Raw genomic sequence first — 17,275 nt, 5'->3', positions numbered from 1 at the left:
AAAAGCCGTTATGGCTTGCATTTCGACTTTCAGGAAAACACCATTTGCGCTAAGGAAAAACCCATTCATTTTTTATCGACGATATAAAGGCTCTTTATGGTTTCTCCATCCTGGGATCTTGGCAGCCTTGGCGTTTTCGAAGCGGTCGGACGTTTGGAAAATCTGACCCTCGCAGCGCGTGAACTCGGCATGACACAACCTGCCGTCAGCTATCAAATAAAACGGATGGAAGACCGTTTGGGCGTCACCCTGTTTGCTAGGCGGGCACGCGGCGTTGAAATTCTGCCCGATGGGCGAATTCTCTATGCGGCTGTGCGGGCTGGTCTGGATGGAATCGAAGACGCCGTGCAGCAGATCAGGCGCAGGCAGCGCTCACCCGGTTTGCGGATTGCAACGGATTACGGCTTTGCGACTTTCTGGCTAATGCCCCGCGTGGCGCAATTCAGGCCGAAACATCCCGAGGTCGACGTGCGTATCACGGCTTCCTCCATGCTCCAGCCGCTCGACTATCGCGAGGCCGATATCGCAATCCTGTTTGGCGGACGCAATGATTTCCCCAAGGGCTCCGTCCCTTTCATCGGCGAAAAAGTAGTGCCAGTCTGCTCACCCGCTTTTCTCGAAAAAAGCGGCGGTTTTCCCAACGGCAAAGGGCTTGGCGCAGCCTCGCTGCTGCATCTCGACACATTGCAGGGGGATCGCTGGTTCACATGGCAGTCTTGGCTGAATGCCATTGGTGAGGAAATCGTCGACGGCAATTATGGCCTCGTTTTCAATACCTATAATCTGGTGATTGAGGCGGCGATTGCCGATCAAGGTGTCGCGCTTGGCTGGTCCGGGCTGATCGACGGCGCGGTGCAGCGCGGACAACTTGTCCATGCCTGCGATATATCCCAGACAAGCGATAACGGCTATTGGCTGGTCTTCAATCCAGACATTTCCGACAGAGCACGGGCACTTGCGATGGAACTCATCGAAACACCTAACGACCGTTGACGCGGCGGATACTCCTATTCCACGAAGCCGACAATCGGGCCAAAACCACCATGCCAGGAGATGTCGTTACGGCCCAGTGCAGGGCTATAAATGCCTGTACCGTTTCCGCCATCGAGAAACAGCGCATTCGGACATTTCAGATGATCCCGGAACATGCGCGCGAAATCATGGAAATTCACCGGGGCTTCGCTGATCGCAAAACGCACGGCACCGTTCTCGCAAACACCGACGCCACTGCGGCGCGTGCGGTCCGTCGAGCCTGCAATGAAAGCCGGGTGCAATTTGTTGCGGATGACCAGCAGGGGCCCGGACTGGGTCGCAAAACTGGCCTTCGGCTTGCGTTTTAAGAACGTGTCGGTGGGGAGAATTCCCGCGCCCTTCTCATCCCAGAAGAAAACGCCATTCGGTTTCTTGTAGAAATTCGGCACAGGACCGCCTGCGCTTTCGCCTTTCTGCCTGTTGGCGGGACGCAGTTCCTGTTCATTCTCGACATAAAGGCCAATCGGCGCAAAATCAGCTCCGTACATTCCGGCATTCATCGCGAAAGCAAGCGTGTGGCCGTCATTGCCGACGGCCTTGGCAACACCGGAGAATGTCCGATAAGGCTGGCCATCAGCCCCTTTCCAGAACAGCCTCAACCCGGCGACGCCGTTATCAGGCTTGCAGATGATATATTTCGTATCTTCGAAACTATCCGCCTCGCAGATCCCCGGCTTGTCTGTTTCCTGCGCTTGAACCGGACAGGACATCGCCGCCACGAGCATCATGGCCACCGTGGATAATCCGCGCTTCAGATAGATCTTCAATGCCGTTGCTTCTTTCTTCATCTCGCCACTATGCAGAAATTGGGAGATTCGAAGAAGCCCCTGCGATCAAGCCATCTCCGACGCCTCGACGCGGGTTGCCTTGCGCGTGGCATAAATGAAGGCCGCCACGAAAATCATTGAAAGCAAAAGCACAATCGTCGGAGCAGGCGCGCTGTCGATGAAGAACGACAGATAGACGCCTGTGAAAGAACCAACCGCAGCAATGACCGACGACAGAACCAGCATGGTGCTGAACTTGCGTGTCAGAAGAAACGCAATGGCGCCCGGCGCGATCAGCATGGCGATGGCAAGGATGATGCCAACGGCCTGCAACGCGCCCACAATCGTCAGCGAGATGAGGCTGAGCAGCCCGTAATGCAGGAGGTTGACCCGAAGGCCCACGGCCCTCGCCTGCGCGGGATCGAAGGCGTGCAAAAGGAAGTCTTTCCATTTGATGCCGATGATCGCCACAGTGAGGAGAGCAATGAGGCCCGCCTGTCCGATATCGAACCGCGAAACACCGAGCATATCGCCAAACAGAATGTGGTCGAGATGGACGTCCGGCCTCACTTTGACATAGAGCACCAGCCCCAGCCCGAACATGCCGGAAAACACCACACCCATGACCGTATCCTGCTTGATGCGGCTGTTATCTTTCAAAAAGCCTGTCGCGATGGCGCAGAACATGCCCGCGACAAACGCGCCGACCGCATAGGGAAAGCCCACGACATAGGCGAGGACGACGCCAGGAAACACCGCGTGACTGATTGCATCGCCCATCAGCGACCAGCCCTTGAGAACCAGAAAACAGGACAGTAGCGCCATGGGGATAGAGACTGTGACCGAGATCACCAGCGCATTGACCATGAACGGAAATTCGAATGGCGAAAGAAGCGTGTCGATAATGCTCATTGTGACGCCTCCAGTGCCTGGGTCTCAGCGGCGCGGCGTCGGCTCGCAAGCATGCCGTGCTTCGGCGCGAAGAAGAATGCGCACAGGAAAATGGCCGTCTGCAACACGACGATGATGCCACCCGTTGCGCCGTCGAGGAAATAGCTTGCATAAGCGCCCAGAAAACTGGTGGCCGCACCGATCATCACGGCGATGACCAGCAGTCGCGGAAAGCGATCCGTCAGCAGATAGGCCGTGGCGCCCGGTGTCACCACCATGCAAATGACGAGGAAAGCGCCAACCGTCTGAAGCGCGGCAACCGTTGATGCCGAGAGAAGCGTGAAGAACATGATCTTCAAGGCTGTCGGATTGAGGCCAATCGAACGCGCGTGGCTTTCATCAAAGAATGTGACCATGAGGTCTTTCCATTTGACGAGCAGAATCGCGAGCGACACGAAGCCGATGATACCAAGCTGAAGCTTGTCGCCTGGCGTGATCGCCAGAATATTGCCGAGCACGATGGTCTGGATGTTGACCGAGGTTGGCGAGATCGACACCATGAACAGGCCCAACCCGAAAAAGCCCGAGAAGATCAGGCCGATAATGGCGTCTTCCTTCAGCTTGGTTCGTTGGTTCAAGAACAGCATGGCTGCCGCCGCCAGCCCGCCGGAAAAGAACGCGCCGATGGAAAACGGCAGTCCCAGCATATAGGCTCCGGCAACACCGGGAACGATGGAATGGGACAAGGCGTCGCCGATCAGCGACCAGCCCTTGAGCATTAGATAGCACGACAGGAAAGCGCAGACCCCGCCGACCAGCGCCGACACCCACATGGCATCAAGCATGTAGCCATAGGTAAATGGCTGGAGAAGCATTTCCATCATTCCTGCCCTCCTTCCGCATCGCCCGTATTGCGAATGGCTGCCTTGCCACCTTGAAGGATCAGCGGGCGTTCATCGTCGGTAATCACGCCAATCGAGGCGGAAGCTCCGCCTTGCGTTTCGTTCAAAACGAAATGGCGCAGAACGCCGCCAAAGGTCTTTTCCAGATTGTTCTGGGTGAACGTGTCCGAGGTCAGCCCATAGGCCAGCACTGTGCCTTTGATCAGGATCGTGCGGTCGCAGAACTCCGGCACGGAACCGAGATTATGCGTTGAAACCAGCATCACGCGGCCTTCGTCGCGCAGTTCGCGCAACAGCGTAATGATCTGTTCTTCGGTCTTGACGTCAACGCCGGTAAACGGCTCATCGAGTAGAATGACGCGACCGTCCTGTGCCAGAGCGCGGGCAAGGAAGACGCGCTTTTTCTGTCCACCGGACAACTCCCCGATCTGGCGCTTGCGAAACTCGCTCATATTCACGCGGGCAAGCGCATTGGCCACGGCTTCATGATCGGCAGCTTTTGGTATCCGCATCATGCCCATATGGCCATAGCGGCCCATCATCACCACATCCTCGACCAGAACCGGAAAATTCCAGTCCACCTCTTCCGATTGCGGTACATAGGCGACGAGGTTCTTGCGCAAGGCTTCCTCAACCGTCATGCCCAGCACCCGGATCGAGCCACGCGCAACACGCACAAAGCCCATGATCGCCTTGAACAAGGTTGACTTGCCCGACCCGTTGACACCGACAAGCGCCGCAATCGTGCCGGTCGGGATGCGAAAACTCGCATCGCGCAAAGCAGTCAGGCCGTTGCGATAGGTGACGGTGGCGCCATCGACGGCAATGCCGCCATCTTCAGAACCGGAACCGAAATGGCTCTGCCAGTCGGGTTGAGCATTCATCGGATAAATCTTTCATAAGGATCGAGTAAGCGCCCGCCACAATGGCGGGCACCGGCATGGGCAATGATCGGATCAGGACTGATTGGTCAGTCCCTTGACGATGGTGTCGGAGGTGACGCGCAAGAGATCGATATAGGTTGGCACCGGGCCGTCCTTGTCAGTCAGGGAGTCCACGTACAGCACGCCGCCATAGCGGGCCCCGGTTTCCCGAGCCACCTGTTCAGCAGGAGCGGACGAAATCGTGCTTTCGGAGAAGACAACGGTGATGCCATTCTTGCGCACCGCATCGATTACCTTGCGCACCTGCTGCGGCGTTCCCTGCTGATCGGCATTGATCGGCCACAGATAAAGTTCCTTCAGACCGAAATCGCGCGCGAGATAGGAGAAAGCCCCTTCGCTCGAAACGAGCCAGCGCTTGTCTTCCGGAACGATGGCAAGCTTTGCCTTGATCGGCTCAATCGCGGCCCGGATCTTCTGCTTGTAGGCTTCGGCATTCGCCTTATAGGTGTCGGCATTTGCCGGATCGTATTTGACGAAAGCATCACGGATATTATCGACATAGATCAGTGCCACGGTCGGCGACATCCAGGCATGTGGGTTCGGCTTGCCGCTATATGGCCCTTCCGTAATGCCAATCGGCGCTACACCATCCGAAACCACCACGCTCGGCACGTCCTTCAGATTGTGAAAGAACTTTTCAAACCAGAGTTCGAGGTTAAGCCCGTTCCATAAGATAAGCTGTGCCCCCTGCGCCCGTTTTATATCGCCCGGTGTGGGCTGATAATTATGGATTTCCGCACCCGGTTTGGTGATCGATTCCACGACCGCAGCGTCGCCTGCAACATTTCGTGCAATATCGGCAATGACTGTGAAGGTTGTGACAGCCGTGAACTTTTCCTGCGCTGCGGAGGGTGCAACGGCCAATACTGCCGCCAGCGTCGCTCCCGCCATTCCGGTCAGGATCAATCGTCTCAGCTTGTTGAACATCTATTCCTCACTCTTGCTATTAAGAATTATTTGCAACTGAAATATAGTATTCCGGCCTGCAAACGGGATCACTTGCACACCGGAATGAATCCTCTTAGCTCTCATATTCTGCAATTGCGAATGAATTGCAATAAGGAATTGCTAAAACGCGGAATTTTTGCCCGCAATGCACGTGCAATCTTCAACAAGCCCCTAAAGCCGCATGCCGCAACTGGCCTAGAGTGGTTCCACGATTCCGTTTTAACCGGAACCACTCTAGGCCAGTTGCGGCATGATTGATGAGCACGCATCCTAAAAGTGTGAAACAGTTCCCGGGTTGCGCGTAAAGACAGAAGCCAAAAGCGCCGCTCTGCTTCAATCAGATCGGCGCTCTTGAAGCTGCGACGCCGCCTATTCCTTCACCGCTCCGGTCATTGACGACACGTAGTAGTCAACGAAGAAGGAATAAAGGATCACCACCGGCAGCGAGCCGAACAAAGCCCCTGCCATCAGCGCGCCCCATTCGAAAATATCGCCGCGCACCAGTTCCGTCAGCACGCCTACTGGAACAGTCTTGTTTTCCGAAGACTGAATGAATGTCAGCGCATAGATGAACTCGTTCCAGGAAAGCGTGAAGGCGAAGATGCCCGCCGAGATCAAGCCCGGCACAGCTAGCGGCAGGATGATCTTGAGCAGGATCTGCCAACGATTGGCGCCATCCACCAGCGCACTTTCCTCCAGCTCGAAAGGAATGGAGCGGAAATATCCCATCAGCAGCCATGTGCAGAACGGAATGAGGAAGGTGGGATAGGTGAAGATCAGCGCCAGACGCGAGTCATAGATGCCGAGCTTGAACACGATGAACGCCAGCGGGATGAACAGGATCGATGGTGGCACCAGATAGGCCAGAAAGATGAACAGGCCGACAGAGCGTGAGCCGGTGAACCGGATTCGTTCAATAGCATAAGCTCCCAAAACCGATGCAATCAGCGACAGGAATGTGGAAGCCGTCGCCACCAGCATCGTGTTCCACAGCCAGCCCGGATAAGAGGTCTCGAACAGCAGATATTTGATATGGTCGAGTGTTGGCCCCACCACCCAGAAGGGACTGAAATTGTCATAATCCGTCAGCTGCGAGTTCGGCTTTACGGCGGTTATCGCCATCCAGTAAAACGGAAACAGCAGCACGAAGACGAACAGCGCTATGGGTATGTAGATCGTCACCACCCGCCTCGGCAGGCGATTGAGATAGGACATGCCTTGGCTATCGTCCTTCAAAGCGGCTTCATTGGAAGGTGCCTTGGACTTCATGGTCATCTCCATTGTCAGTCGCTCCCGCCCTGCTGCCATTTGCGACGTTGCAAGCCGAAGAAAGAAAACATGATGGCGGCAAGCAGGAACGGGATCATCGCGACGGCAATCGCAGCGCCCTCACCCAATTGGCCGCCGGGAATGGCGCGCTGGAAAGACAAGGTCGCCATCAGATGGGTTGCATTGACCGGGCCGCCCTTGGTCAGAACGTAGATCAGCTGGAAATCCGTAAAGGTGAACAGCACGGAGAACGTCATCACAACGGCGATGATCGGCGTCAGCATCGGCAATGTCACATGTCGGAAACGCTGCCAGCTTGAGGCGCCATCAAGCGAAGCCGCTTCCTGCAATGAGGCCGGAATGGTCTGGAGACCAGCGAGAAGCGAGATTGCCACGAAGGGAATGCCGCGCCAGACATTGGCCGCAATCACCGAAAGCCGCGCATTGGTAGGATCGCCAAGAAAGTTGATAGGCTGATCGATGAGACCCATTTTGATCAGCGACCATGAAATGATCGAGAACTGGGAATCGTAGATCCACCAGAATGCCAGCGCTGAAAGCACGGTCGGCACCACCCATGGCAGCAGCACGATGGCGCGGAAGAAGGATTTGCACGGCAGGTTCTCGTTCAGCAGCAGCGCAAGCCAGAGGCCGAGACCAAACTTCAGCACCGACGCAACGGTCGTGTAGAGCACCGTATTGAACACCGACAGCCAGAAGACGCTGTCATCCCACAGGAATTCGTAATTTTCCAAGCCGATGAAAATGCCATCGCGGCCAATCTTCGTGTCGGTAAAGCCGAGCCACACGCCAAGACCGAGCGGATAGGTCAGAAAGCAGACCAGAAAGACCGCTGCGGGCAACATGAACAGAAAGCCCAGCATGTTGTGATTGTTCGCCAGGCGAGACATGAAAGGCCGTTTTATCGCACCGGGGTCTCCGGATAGTCCGCCACCGGTAGAATTGGTCATCGTCATGGATACACATCTCCAGAACCACAAAAGAAACGAGGCGCGGGGTATACCCTCGCGCCTCAGCTCTAGCGACTAGACGCGATAATAGCGGTTGGCGCGCTTTTCTGCGCTCGCGACAGCTTCTTCCGGCGTGGACGCGCCTGTGACGGCGGCAGCGAACATGTCGACCAGAACATAGTCGGCCATGACGGCTGCCGAAGCATAGCCGAGTGGGCCTGCATAGCCGTTCGGGCGCAGCGTTTCCGAAGCGCGGGCATAAGGCGCGTGGATCGGATTGGACTTCCACACCGGATTATCTGCAAACGCCTTGAGCGGCTGGCAGCAATAGGCGCTGGAGCCTTCGAGCCAGGCATTCATCTGGTCGGCTTCCATCATGAACTTGATGTAAGCCTTGGCTGCTTCCGGATATTTCGTGTGCTTGAATAGCAGAAGCGAGCTGGTCTGGTGCAGCTCCACGCTCTTGCCGACCGGACCGACTGGGAAGTTGGTGCTGCGCATGTCAGCCGCAAATTCCGCCAGTTTCGGATCGTTCTTCGCGGCGTAATAGATAGAAACGCCATTGGCCGTCAGCGACACCTGGCCCGCAAGGAAAGCGCGGTTGTTATTGATGTCGAGCCAGCTTTCCGTACCCGGAATGAAGGTCTTGTAAAGCTCCTTGGCATAGTTGATGGCGGCAATCGTTTCCGGCGAATTGATCGTCACCTTACCGCTTTCATCGACCATCTGGGCACCATGGCTCCAGAGCAGCCAATGCGCATAGTTGTTGCCGTCACCGACAGCCTTGCCATGCGGGAAACCGGCAGGCGTTCCCTTGGCCTTCATGGCTTTGCACAGCTCAAGGAAGCCTTTCGTGTCCTGCGGGAACTCGTTGAAACCAGCCGCCTTCATATGGCTGTCGCGATAGACAATCGCATTGCCGATGGCCGTCAGCGGCATGGCAATGAACTTGCCATCACGGGTCGCGTAACCCTTGAGGCCGTCATAGAAGCCGCCATATTTTCCGTCGAGATAGGTGCCAAGCTCGGTCAGATCGACCAGCTTGTCGGGATATTGATGGGCATCGTCGAACCAGCACATAACAATATCGGGGCCGGAGCCCACATTGGCGGCAACCGCAGCCTTCGGACGAATGTCTTCCCAGCTTTCCTTGTCGATACGGACTTCGACGCCGGTGGCTTCGGTGAACTTCTTGGTATTAGCGAGCCAGCTGTCCTCGTCGCCCTTCACGAAAGGCGTCCAGCGCAACACGCGCAGGCTTGCACCAGCTTCCGGCTTATATTCCGGTTCGGCTGCGAAAGATGGACGAATGCCAATGCCCGAAAGACCAGCGGCACCAACAAGACTTGCCGTTCCCGTCAGGAATGTTCTTCTTCTGATAGTCATTATGCTCCTCCTCCAAAAATGGGACTTTGCTACGCCGCATTCGCTGTCCCTACAGGCGAAAACGGGTATCTGGTGAAATGCGCTTTCCCAGAAAAGACACAGCCTCGGGCTCTCCCCTCCTTCGGCGTGTCTTGTGTAAATTCATGCAATAAGACGCATGCCACTCTCTTCGTCGAAAAGGTGAACATTGCCTGGATCGATCGAAATATTGATCGCCTCTCCGGGGCGCACATCGACGCGCTCGCGGAAAACACAGGTGACTTCGGTACCACCGAAATTCACCACCATCTGCGTTTCATAGCCGGTTGGTTCTATCACCACCACGGGCGCAGCCAGCCCGGCACCATCAAGCCGGATATATTCCGGACGCAGGCCGTAAACGAGGTCTCGTCCCGCCGCCTGCGGATAGCTGCGTGACAATGGCAGCCTTGTGCCATCGGTAGCCACGAACACCTGCGGATTTTGCGGATCAAGCTTGCCCTTGATCATGTTCATGGCCGGGGAACCGATAAAGCCAGCTACAAACAGATTGTTGGGATTGTCATAGAGTTCCAGCGGCGAACCGACCTGTTCCACAATGCCGTCATGCATGACGACGATCTTGTCGGCCATAGTCATGGCCTCGATCTGGTCGTGTGTCACGTAAACGGTCGTTGTTTTCAAGCGGTGATGCAGTTCCTTGATCTCGGCACGCATCGCCACGCGCAATTTGGCGTCAAGGTTCGACAAAGGCTCATCGAACAGGAAGACCTGCGGATCGCGAACGATGGCGCGGCCCATGGCCACGCGCTGGCGCTGGCCGCCTGAAAGCTGACGTGGATAACGGTCGAGCAGATTGGTCAGGCCCAGAATGCCCGCGGCATAATTCACGCGCTTGTCGATCTCCGCCTGCGGTGCCGAATTCAGCATCAGCGAGAACGCCATGTTCTTGGCGACTGTCATATGCGGATAGAGCGCATAGTTCTGGAACACCATGGCGATATCGCGTTCCTTGGGCGGCAGGTTATTGACCGGTCGTCCACCGATGCGGATTTCGCCGCCGGAGATATTCTCCAGCCCGGCCAACATGCGCAGCAAGGTCGATTTTCCGCAACCCGAGGGGCCGACGAGAATGACGAACTCGCCGTCTTCAATATCAATATTGACGCCTTTGATGACGGGGAAATTGCCGAAAGACTTTTTCACTTCGGCGAACTGAACAGTGGCCATGCATCTCCTCCCAGACTGCATTCTGTTTTTTCAGAAGATGTGAACAACGGCTCCTCACTTCCGTCATGCCCATCTTCCCTGGTACGCATCTTGTCCGAAAACCGTTTCACACACTCGGGATGCGTACGCGCGAATATTCTCCTTACTTCGGTATTTGCTGCGCCGAATTCCTCTTCCGGCGCCTGTTCTTGTTTCGCAGGTTTTTAACCGCGGCCCACAAAGGGCATCTTGGTTGCCATGACGGTCATGGTCAGCACATTGGCGTCCAGCGGCAGGCTTGCCATATAGACCACCGCATTGGCGACATGCGCCGGATCAATGGTCGGTTCCGCCGCCATGGTTCCATTCGCCTGAATGACACCGGTTGAAATCTTCTGCGTCATATCGCTGGCGGCATTGCCGATATCGATCTGGCCGCAGGCGATATCGAAGTTGCGACCGTCGAGCGCGGTCGATTTGGTGAGCCCCGCAATAGCGTGCTTCGTCGCGGTATAAGGCGCCGAATTGGGGCGCGGTGTGGTCGCAGAGATGGACCCATTATTGATGATGCGGCCCCCACGCGGATTTTGCGCTTTCATCACCCGGAAAGCCTGTTGGGTGCACAGAAATGCGCCCGTCAGATTGGCGCCAACAATCGCACTCCAATCTTCGAATGTGACGTCTTCAAGCGGCACACCTGGAACGAGAACGCCCGCATTGTTGACCAGAAGATCGAGCCGCCCGAACTTTTCAACAATCGCATCGAAAAGTTTGCGCACGGCGACCGGATCACCCACATCGGCTGCGATTGGGTGAAAGCTTCCCCCGGTTTGCGATGCAAGATCGGACGCCGCCTTTTCCAGCACATCGATGCGACGACCGGAAATCACGACATGATAACCTTGTGCTCCGAGGGCCTTGGCGATAGCGCGCCCCACACCTGTACCGCCGCCGGTGACAAGCGCAATGGCCCCACTCTTCGCACCTGTTGCCTCACTCATCGCAGCATTCCTCCGTGTTGCGGCTCCGGCCTCAGAGCGCGTTCAATCTGAATTTTCTATTGAAGCAAGATCCTGTCGATCCTCGTAACCCGGAGGGCGGATATGCTTCGGCCTGCATGCATTATCGAATTTCAATATTAGGTCGATGCTGCGCAGCCGATACTCGGCGCGCTTACTGCGTATGCCGTCAATTCCCTGCCGGTACCGTTCTACCCTTAACTGGTAAGGTGAACGGACCACTTGTCCATTGATGGCGGGTCAAACGCCGTGAGTCAATCTCGTTTTGCCGCAATAGCGAAACATTCGAGCACATCCCGAAAGGTGTGAAACGGTTTTCGGAAAATATGTGCGTGAAAACAGATAGCTAGAGCGCCGATCTGATTCAATCAGATCGAAATGCGCTCTGGCTAAAGAGATTGCGCGACCCGCTGCCATCATCACAAAGCCTTCAACTCCGACAGCCAAGACAGCCCGGCGTCAGTTGTGGTTTTCGGGCGATATTCGGCACCAACCGGCTTTTCATAGCCGAGCGTATCGAGCAAACGCACGATATGCCGGTAATCCAGTTCCCCGTGGTCGGGTTCTGCACGGTCAGGTACAGCGGCAATCTGGACATGGCCGATATGCGGTTGCAACGCTTCCAACCGCTTACTGATATCGCCTTCCATGATCTGAAGGTGGTAGCAATCGAACATCAATTTCAGGTTGCTTGCTGCCACTTGGTTAATGATTACAATGGCTTGTCCCGATGTCTTCAGAAAATATCCCGGCGCATCGCGGTGATTGAGCGGCTCGATCAGGATCGTTATGTCATGTGCAGCGGCCTGTTCGCAGGCATAGGCAAGATTGGCGACAAATGTGCGGTGCGCCGCCTCGCCTTCCGCCTTTCCCGCCATGACATGGATATTGAGGGCGCCAATCGCGACCGCATAATCGACTGCCTGACGAATCGCTGCTTGCGCCTCGTTTTCCCGTCCCGGAATCGCTGCCAGACCATTATCACCGGCCTCGACATTACCGCGACTTGTGTTGAGGCCGAGCATCGTCAGCCCGGTTTCACGCAGCGCTGCCGCAACCGCGCCCGCATCAAAATTATAGGGCCAGTGGCATTCCACGGCATCGAACCCGGCGGCTTTGGCCGCACGAATGGCATCAGGCAGCGGCAATTCCTGCCAGAGAAAGCCGAGATTGGCTGAAAAACTGGCCATATCAATCCCACTCCACATCAAATTTGTCGACGATCTGGCGAATTTGCGCCTCTGTCAGCATGTTCGGTTTCAGGCCGCGCGTGAGCATGGCGAGCTTCGCCGTTTCCTCAAGTTCTTCAACGGCATAGACAGCCGCTTCCAGATCTTTAGCGGCAACGACCGGCCCGTGATTGGCCAGCATTACGGCGCTTCGCTTGCCCGCCAGACCGCGGATCGCATCGCCCATGGCGGGATCGCCGGGGATGAAATAGGGCAGCAGCTTGACCTTGCCGAGCTTCATGATCGAATAGGCCGTCAGCGGTGGCAGCATATTGTCCGGATCTACATCCGGCAGCATGGACAGCGCGACGGAATGGCAGGAATGCAGATGCACCACAGCGCCCGTTTTGGCCGCCCGCGTTTCGTAGAAAGCGGCGTGCAACGGCATTTCCTTGGTCGGCTTGTCGCCACCGACGAAGTTGCCCTGCTGATCGAAAAGCGACAGCCTTGACGGATCGAGATTGCCGAAAGAACTACCGGTCGGGGTGACGAGCAACCGTCCGTCCGACAGGCGCGCCGAAATATTGCCCGACGAGCCACCGGTCAGCCCTCGGTCGAACATGGACTTCGCCATCAAGCATATGCTTTCGCGGAGTTTCGCTTCTTCGCTCATGCGGCCTCCAGCTTGCGCAGCGCCGTTTCAAAGAAGGTCTCGGAACCGAAATTGCCGGATTTGAGCGCAAGCGCGACCGTATCGCCTTCCACCGAGGCGAAAGTCCATGGAACGCCGGGCGCGATCTCCTGCCCCACCATCACGCGGGAAACGCCGAGCGACTGTGCGACTGCGCCGGATGTTTCACCGCCCGCCACCACGAAACGGCGAATGCCGAGGCTGAAAGCCTCACGTGCCAGCGCAGCAAGCGCCTCTTCGACAATCCGGCCTGCGCGCTCCACGCCGAGCTTTTCCTGCGCGGCACGGACCGATGCCGGTTCCGCGCTGGCATAGATCAGCTTCGGCTCCTCCAGCGGACGCTGCCGCAGCCAGGCGACAGCCTCGCCTGCGCCATGCTCTGCCAGTTCCAGTGGATCGAGACGGTAGCTTGCGGCTCTGTCCGCATAATGCGCGACCTGTTTCAGCGTCATCGCCGAACAGCTGCCGGAAAGCACAATCTGGCCTTCGCCAACAACAGGCGCCTGCGCCTCTTGTCTGCTTTGCCGCAATTGTCCTGCTTTAGCGAGAAGGCCGGGCAACGGCATGGCAAGCGCGCTGCCGCCGGTGAGCAAAGGCAGATCCAGCGTCGCCTCGGCAATGGTTCCGAGATCTTCATCGGCAACCGCATCGACAACAACATGCGCCACGCCCTGCCCGGCCAGTTCCGAAAGCCGCGTCTTCAAAGCATCAACGCCGCGCGCCACAACGAGGCGATTGGCCAGCCCAACCGCGCCTTTGACCTGCGGTTGCAGCAACCGTACCAGACTGGAATCCCGCATCGGCGTCAGCGGATGATCCTTCATCGGGCTTTCATCCAGCGGCTGCTCACCGACGAAAAGATGCCCCATGAAAATGCTGCGGCCGTTCTCTGGAAAAGCCGGACAATAGATTGTCTGCGACGTGCCGATATCAGCCATCAGAGCTTCGGCGACCGGCCCTATATTGCCTTCTGCGGTGCTGTCGAAAGTTGAGCAATATTTCCAGTAGAACCGCTGCGCACCGGCTGCTTTCAGCCACGCATAGGCTGCACGCACCTGACTGACGGCCTCATCAACGGGAATTGTCCGGCATTTCAGCGCAATGATCTCGAAAGGCGCGGTCGCTGCCGCATCGGGTGCTTCCGTTTCATCGGGCAATCCGAAGCGGAGCGAAACCGGGAAACCGCTGCGGGCCAACAGCCCGGCGAGGTCCGTGGCTCCCGTGAAGTCATCGGCAATAGCGCCCAATACGATAGCCATACTTATTTCTCCGTGTCCGGCATGCCCGGCAGGACAATGCCGCTACGGGCGGCCAGTATCTTGGCCACGGCGGCATCATCTTCAAGGCCGAAACCGGCTTCGGACGCCTGACTGAACAGCGCCAGTGCGGCTTCACTCAACGGCGTGGAGCCGCCTGCATCGGATGCTTCGCCCGTCACGATGCCCATATCCTTGACGAAAATATTGACCGCAGAGCGCGGCGTGTAATCGCCATCGACGATATGCGGCCCGCGATTTTCAAACATCCATGATGAGCCAGCGGAAACGCGGATAACATCGAACACAGTTTGCAAATCAAGGCCAACCTTGGCGGCAAGCGTCAACGCTTCCGCGGCAGCAGCAATGTGAACACCTGCCAGTAACTGATTGATCATCTTCACTTTTGAGCCAAGGCCCGGCTCTTCGCCAAGCCGAAACACTTTGGCCGCAACGGCGTCAAGAGCAGATGACGCTTTGGCGAAAGCCGCATCCGCACCAGACCCCATAACTGTCATTTCGCCAGTCAGCGCCTTTTGAAAGCCGCCGGAAACCGGCGCATCGATGACCGCCATGCCCGCGGCTTCAAGCTTGGCTGCGATCTCGACCGTGACACTCGGCGCCATCGTTACGCATAGGAGAAACACCGTGCCAGGTGCAGCGGTCTGCACCGCGCCTTTCGGGCCAAACAGCACTTCCTTCGCCTGATCGGAATTGACCACGAAGACAAAGACGACATCGCTTTTGCCCGCATCCACTGGCGCGGAAAAAGCTTCGCCACCTTCCGCCGCAAACCGCTTCAGCACTTCGTCGCGGATATCCACGCCCTTGACGTGAAAACCTGCGCGCAACAGGGACAGGGCAGCGCCCCACCCCATCGAGCCAAGACCAATCACGGTTGCCGTATTGCCCGGCGCCATGCGAAACCTCCCGTTATTTTCTACGTTACCGCCCATGGATATCGAGGCCGTTCAGGCTCTAGGAGAGCTCATCCTCGATATGGATGCGGATGATTTCATCGAAGGACTTGTCGCCCACGAAACCAAGCGCGGTGGCGCGGCTTGCATCGAAATCCTGTGCCCATCCGGACACGATGCTTTCGATCAACGGATCGGACTGGCGACGGATGAGCGCAACTGCCTTGTCGCCAGCGACACGGCGCAGGGCTTCAATCTGCTCGCCAACGGTGGCAGACAAACCCGGCATGTTCAGAACGCAGCGATGACCGACTTTAGCCAGATCGATGGTCGCAGCGTGCAGCAGGAAGCCAACCGCGCGGCGCGGGCTTACATGCCAATGCCGCACCGATTCATCGACCGGCAGGATCGCTTCCTGCCCGACCAGAGGTTCGCGAAGAATATTCGAGAAGAAGCCTGATGCCGCCTTGTTTGGCTTGCCGGGACGAATGCAGACCGTTGGCAGACGAATGCCGATGCCATCCAGAAAGCCTTTGCGGGCATAATCTGCGAGCAGCAGTTCGCCGATTGCCTTCTGCGCGCCATAGCTGGTGCGCGGCGTCAGGAAGAACTCGTCGTCGATCTTTTCCGGGAACGGCGAACCGAACACGGCAATGGACGATGTGAAGACAACGCGCGGCTTGTACGGCGCTTTTTCGCCTTCCTTGCGGATCGCTTCGAGCAGATAGCGCGTGCCGTCGAGATTGATCGCATAGCCCTTGTCGAAATCGAGCTCCGCTTCCCCGGAAACGATGGCGGCGAGATGAAAGATAAGGTCCGGACGCTTGGCAATCAGCGCGCGTGTGACAGCGGGGTCGGAAATATCCCCGGCGCTTGCATGGACTGTGCCGGTAAAGCCTTCTGGCGGCGTCGGAGCAATCACATCCACCAGCGTCAGTTGTTCGACGGGCTTTCCGTCAATGCCGCCGTCTCGAGCAATTGCTTCGGAAAGCTTGCGGCCAACCATTCCTGCCGCGCCGATAATCAAAACATGCATGCAATTCTGCCTTTCCCATTCACGGATGCTGCCCGCATCCAGCGCCCTCAACCGCGCTTGTCGCGCACCTTGGCAAGCAAGTTTTTCGTTGAAACGTAAATCCGCTCTTCATGTGCGGCGAAGGCCGCCATGGCTGCGTTCCGGTCGCGCTTTTCCAGCGCCTGCAGGATCGCCTGATGGTCGGAAAAACTGCCATCAATCGCGCCAGGCTGCGCGACGGCACGTCGGCGATGCTCAAGCATATAGGTGTATAGATCGGTTACGATGTCGGCGAGCAGCGGATTTCCGCATTCGCGATAGATCGTGACGTGAAACTCTCGGTCACAGATCAAAAAGCGCACGGGGTCGTTCAGACAGTCGATCTGCGCTTTGAGCGAGCTGCGCAATATATCCAGCGCTTCGTCCGAAATGCGCTCGGCGGCATCGCCGACAATCTGCTGCTCAACCAGAAGCCGCGCCGCATGTACGGCATGAACATCATAAAGATCGACATTGAGCCGCGATGTTATGCCAACCGCCATACCGGAAAGATCAGCCTTGGCAACGCGCGTGCGCGATCCGTGCGAGACTTCCAGCACGCCACGCGCAGCAAGCGTTTGGATAGCGCTGCGCACCGTCTGACGGCTGACCGAAAGGGCTGCGGACAGTTCCCGCTCGCCCGGCAGTTCATCACCAACCGCCAGCAAACCGGACGCAATCAGGGCGGCAATCTTGTCGGCGATCACATCCTTGATGGTGCGTCGCTCCAGATTTCGCCCCAGACCCGTATTTTTATCGAGCAGAAGATTATGTGCGACGATCAACGCAGTTCCCACTGACCCACTGGTCTTTCCACTAGTCCAGTTGGAATTTATCGATATCGCAGTTGCTGTCAAGAGCCAGCAAGGCT

Annotated in this window: 17 protein-coding genes; 1 reads left to right on the top strand and 16 read right to left on the bottom strand. The window is 57.1% G+C overall.

Annotated elements, in window-relative coordinates; all coding sequences use genetic code 11:
• Nucleotides 1-96: 96 nt before the first annotated feature.
• Nucleotides 97-993, top strand: coding sequence for a LysR substrate-binding domain-containing protein (locus tag FGI60_RS01850; protein ID WP_138783670.1), 897 nt, complete (start codon nucleotides 97-99; stop codon nucleotides 991-993).
• A 14-nt stretch (nucleotides 994-1,007) separates the two neighbouring features.
• On the opposite strand, the gene FGI60_RS01845 is transcribed toward FGI60_RS01850, so the two are convergent.
• The 16 genes from FGI60_RS01845 to FGI60_RS01770 all read right to left on the bottom strand — a co-directional run bounded on the left by FGI60_RS01845 (nucleotide 1,008) and on the right by FGI60_RS01770 (nucleotide 17,189).
• Nucleotides 1,008-1,820 (bottom strand): phosphodiester glycosidase family protein, encoded by an 813-nt coding sequence (locus tag FGI60_RS01845; protein WP_171058669.1) that lies wholly within the window; start codon nucleotides 1,818-1,820, stop codon nucleotides 1,008-1,010.
• 45 nt (nucleotides 1,821-1,865) lie between these two features.
• Entirely contained in the window at nucleotides 1,866-2,711 is an 846-nt protein-coding gene (locus FGI60_RS01840; protein ID WP_138783669.1) for a metal ABC transporter permease, read from the bottom strand.
• The gene (locus tag FGI60_RS01835; RefSeq protein WP_328592639.1) at nucleotides 2,708-3,574 is read right to left on the bottom strand and encodes a metal ABC transporter permease; all 867 of its coding nucleotides are present in this window, start codon (nucleotides 3,572-3,574) and stop codon (nucleotides 2,708-2,710) included. The genes FGI60_RS01840 and FGI60_RS01835 overlap by 4 nt, the downstream gene beginning before the upstream one ends.
• Nucleotides 3,571-4,476 (bottom strand): manganese/iron ABC transporter ATP-binding protein, encoded by a 906-nt coding sequence (locus tag FGI60_RS01830; RefSeq protein WP_138783668.1) that lies wholly within the window; start codon nucleotides 4,474-4,476, stop codon nucleotides 3,571-3,573. Before FGI60_RS01830 ends, FGI60_RS01835 begins: the two co-directional genes overlap by 4 nt.
• A 72-nt stretch (nucleotides 4,477-4,548) precedes the next feature.
• Entirely contained in the window at nucleotides 4,549-5,463 is a 915-nt protein-coding gene (locus FGI60_RS01825; protein ID WP_138783667.1) for a metal ABC transporter substrate-binding protein, read from the bottom strand.
• Nucleotides 5,464-5,853: 390 nt separating this feature from the next.
• Nucleotides 5,854-6,753, bottom strand: a complete 900-nt coding sequence (locus FGI60_RS01820) for a carbohydrate ABC transporter permease (RefSeq protein WP_138783666.1) — start codon at nucleotides 6,751-6,753, stop codon at nucleotides 5,854-5,856.
• Between the two features lie 14 nt (nucleotides 6,754-6,767).
• Nucleotides 6,768-7,730: a carbohydrate ABC transporter permease gene (locus FGI60_RS01815; RefSeq protein WP_374843162.1), complete on the bottom strand. Its 963-nt coding sequence runs from the start codon at nucleotides 7,728-7,730 to the stop codon at nucleotides 6,768-6,770.
• A 69-nt stretch (nucleotides 7,731-7,799) separates the two neighbouring features.
• Nucleotides 7,800-9,110, bottom strand: coding sequence for an ABC transporter substrate-binding protein (locus FGI60_RS01810; protein WP_138783665.1), 1,311 nt, complete (start codon nucleotides 9,108-9,110; stop codon nucleotides 7,800-7,802).
• Between the two features lie 141 nt (nucleotides 9,111-9,251).
• Entirely contained in the window at nucleotides 9,252-10,319 is a 1,068-nt protein-coding gene (locus tag FGI60_RS01805; RefSeq protein WP_138783664.1) for an ABC transporter ATP-binding protein, read from the bottom strand.
• A gap of 203 nt (nucleotides 10,320-10,522) precedes the next feature.
• Nucleotides 10,523-11,299, bottom strand: coding sequence for an SDR family oxidoreductase (locus tag FGI60_RS01800; RefSeq protein ID WP_138783663.1), 777 nt, complete (start codon nucleotides 11,297-11,299; stop codon nucleotides 10,523-10,525).
• Between the two features lie 437 nt (nucleotides 11,300-11,736).
• Nucleotides 11,737-12,507 (bottom strand): hydroxypyruvate isomerase family protein, encoded by a 771-nt coding sequence (locus tag FGI60_RS01795; protein ID WP_138783662.1) that lies wholly within the window; start codon nucleotides 12,505-12,507, stop codon nucleotides 11,737-11,739.
• A 1-nt stretch (nucleotide 12,508) separates the two neighbouring features.
• A complete protein-coding gene (gene otnC / locus FGI60_RS01790; RefSeq protein ID WP_138783661.1) occupies nucleotides 12,509-13,159 on the bottom strand; it encodes a 3-oxo-tetronate 4-phosphate decarboxylase in 651 nt (216 codons plus the stop codon).
• Nucleotides 13,156-14,436: a 3-oxo-tetronate kinase gene (gene otnK, locus FGI60_RS01785; RefSeq protein WP_138783660.1), complete on the bottom strand. Its 1,281-nt coding sequence runs from the start codon at nucleotides 14,434-14,436 to the stop codon at nucleotides 13,156-13,158. The genes otnC and otnK overlap by 4 nt, the downstream gene beginning before the upstream one ends.
• A 2-nt stretch (nucleotides 14,437-14,438) precedes the next feature.
• A complete protein-coding gene (gene ltnD, locus FGI60_RS01780) occupies nucleotides 14,439-15,353 on the bottom strand; it encodes an L-threonate dehydrogenase (protein ID WP_138783659.1) in 915 nt (304 codons plus the stop codon).
• Nucleotides 15,354-15,411: 58 nt separating this feature from the next.
• Nucleotides 15,412-16,386, bottom strand: a complete 975-nt coding sequence (gene denD / locus FGI60_RS01775; protein ID WP_138783658.1) for a D-erythronate dehydrogenase — start codon at nucleotides 16,384-16,386, stop codon at nucleotides 15,412-15,414.
• Nucleotides 16,387-16,433: 47 nt separating this feature from the next.
• A complete protein-coding gene (locus FGI60_RS01770; protein WP_113533857.1) occupies nucleotides 16,434-17,189 on the bottom strand; it encodes a FadR/GntR family transcriptional regulator in 756 nt (251 codons plus the stop codon).
• Nucleotides 17,190-17,275: the final 86 nt, after the last annotated feature.

The organism is Brucella haematophila (genome assembly GCF_005938105.1).
Lineage (GTDB): Bacteria > Pseudomonadota > Alphaproteobacteria > Rhizobiales > Rhizobiaceae > Brucella > Brucella haematophila.
This window is presented reverse-complemented; position numbering and strand designations above follow the sequence as displayed.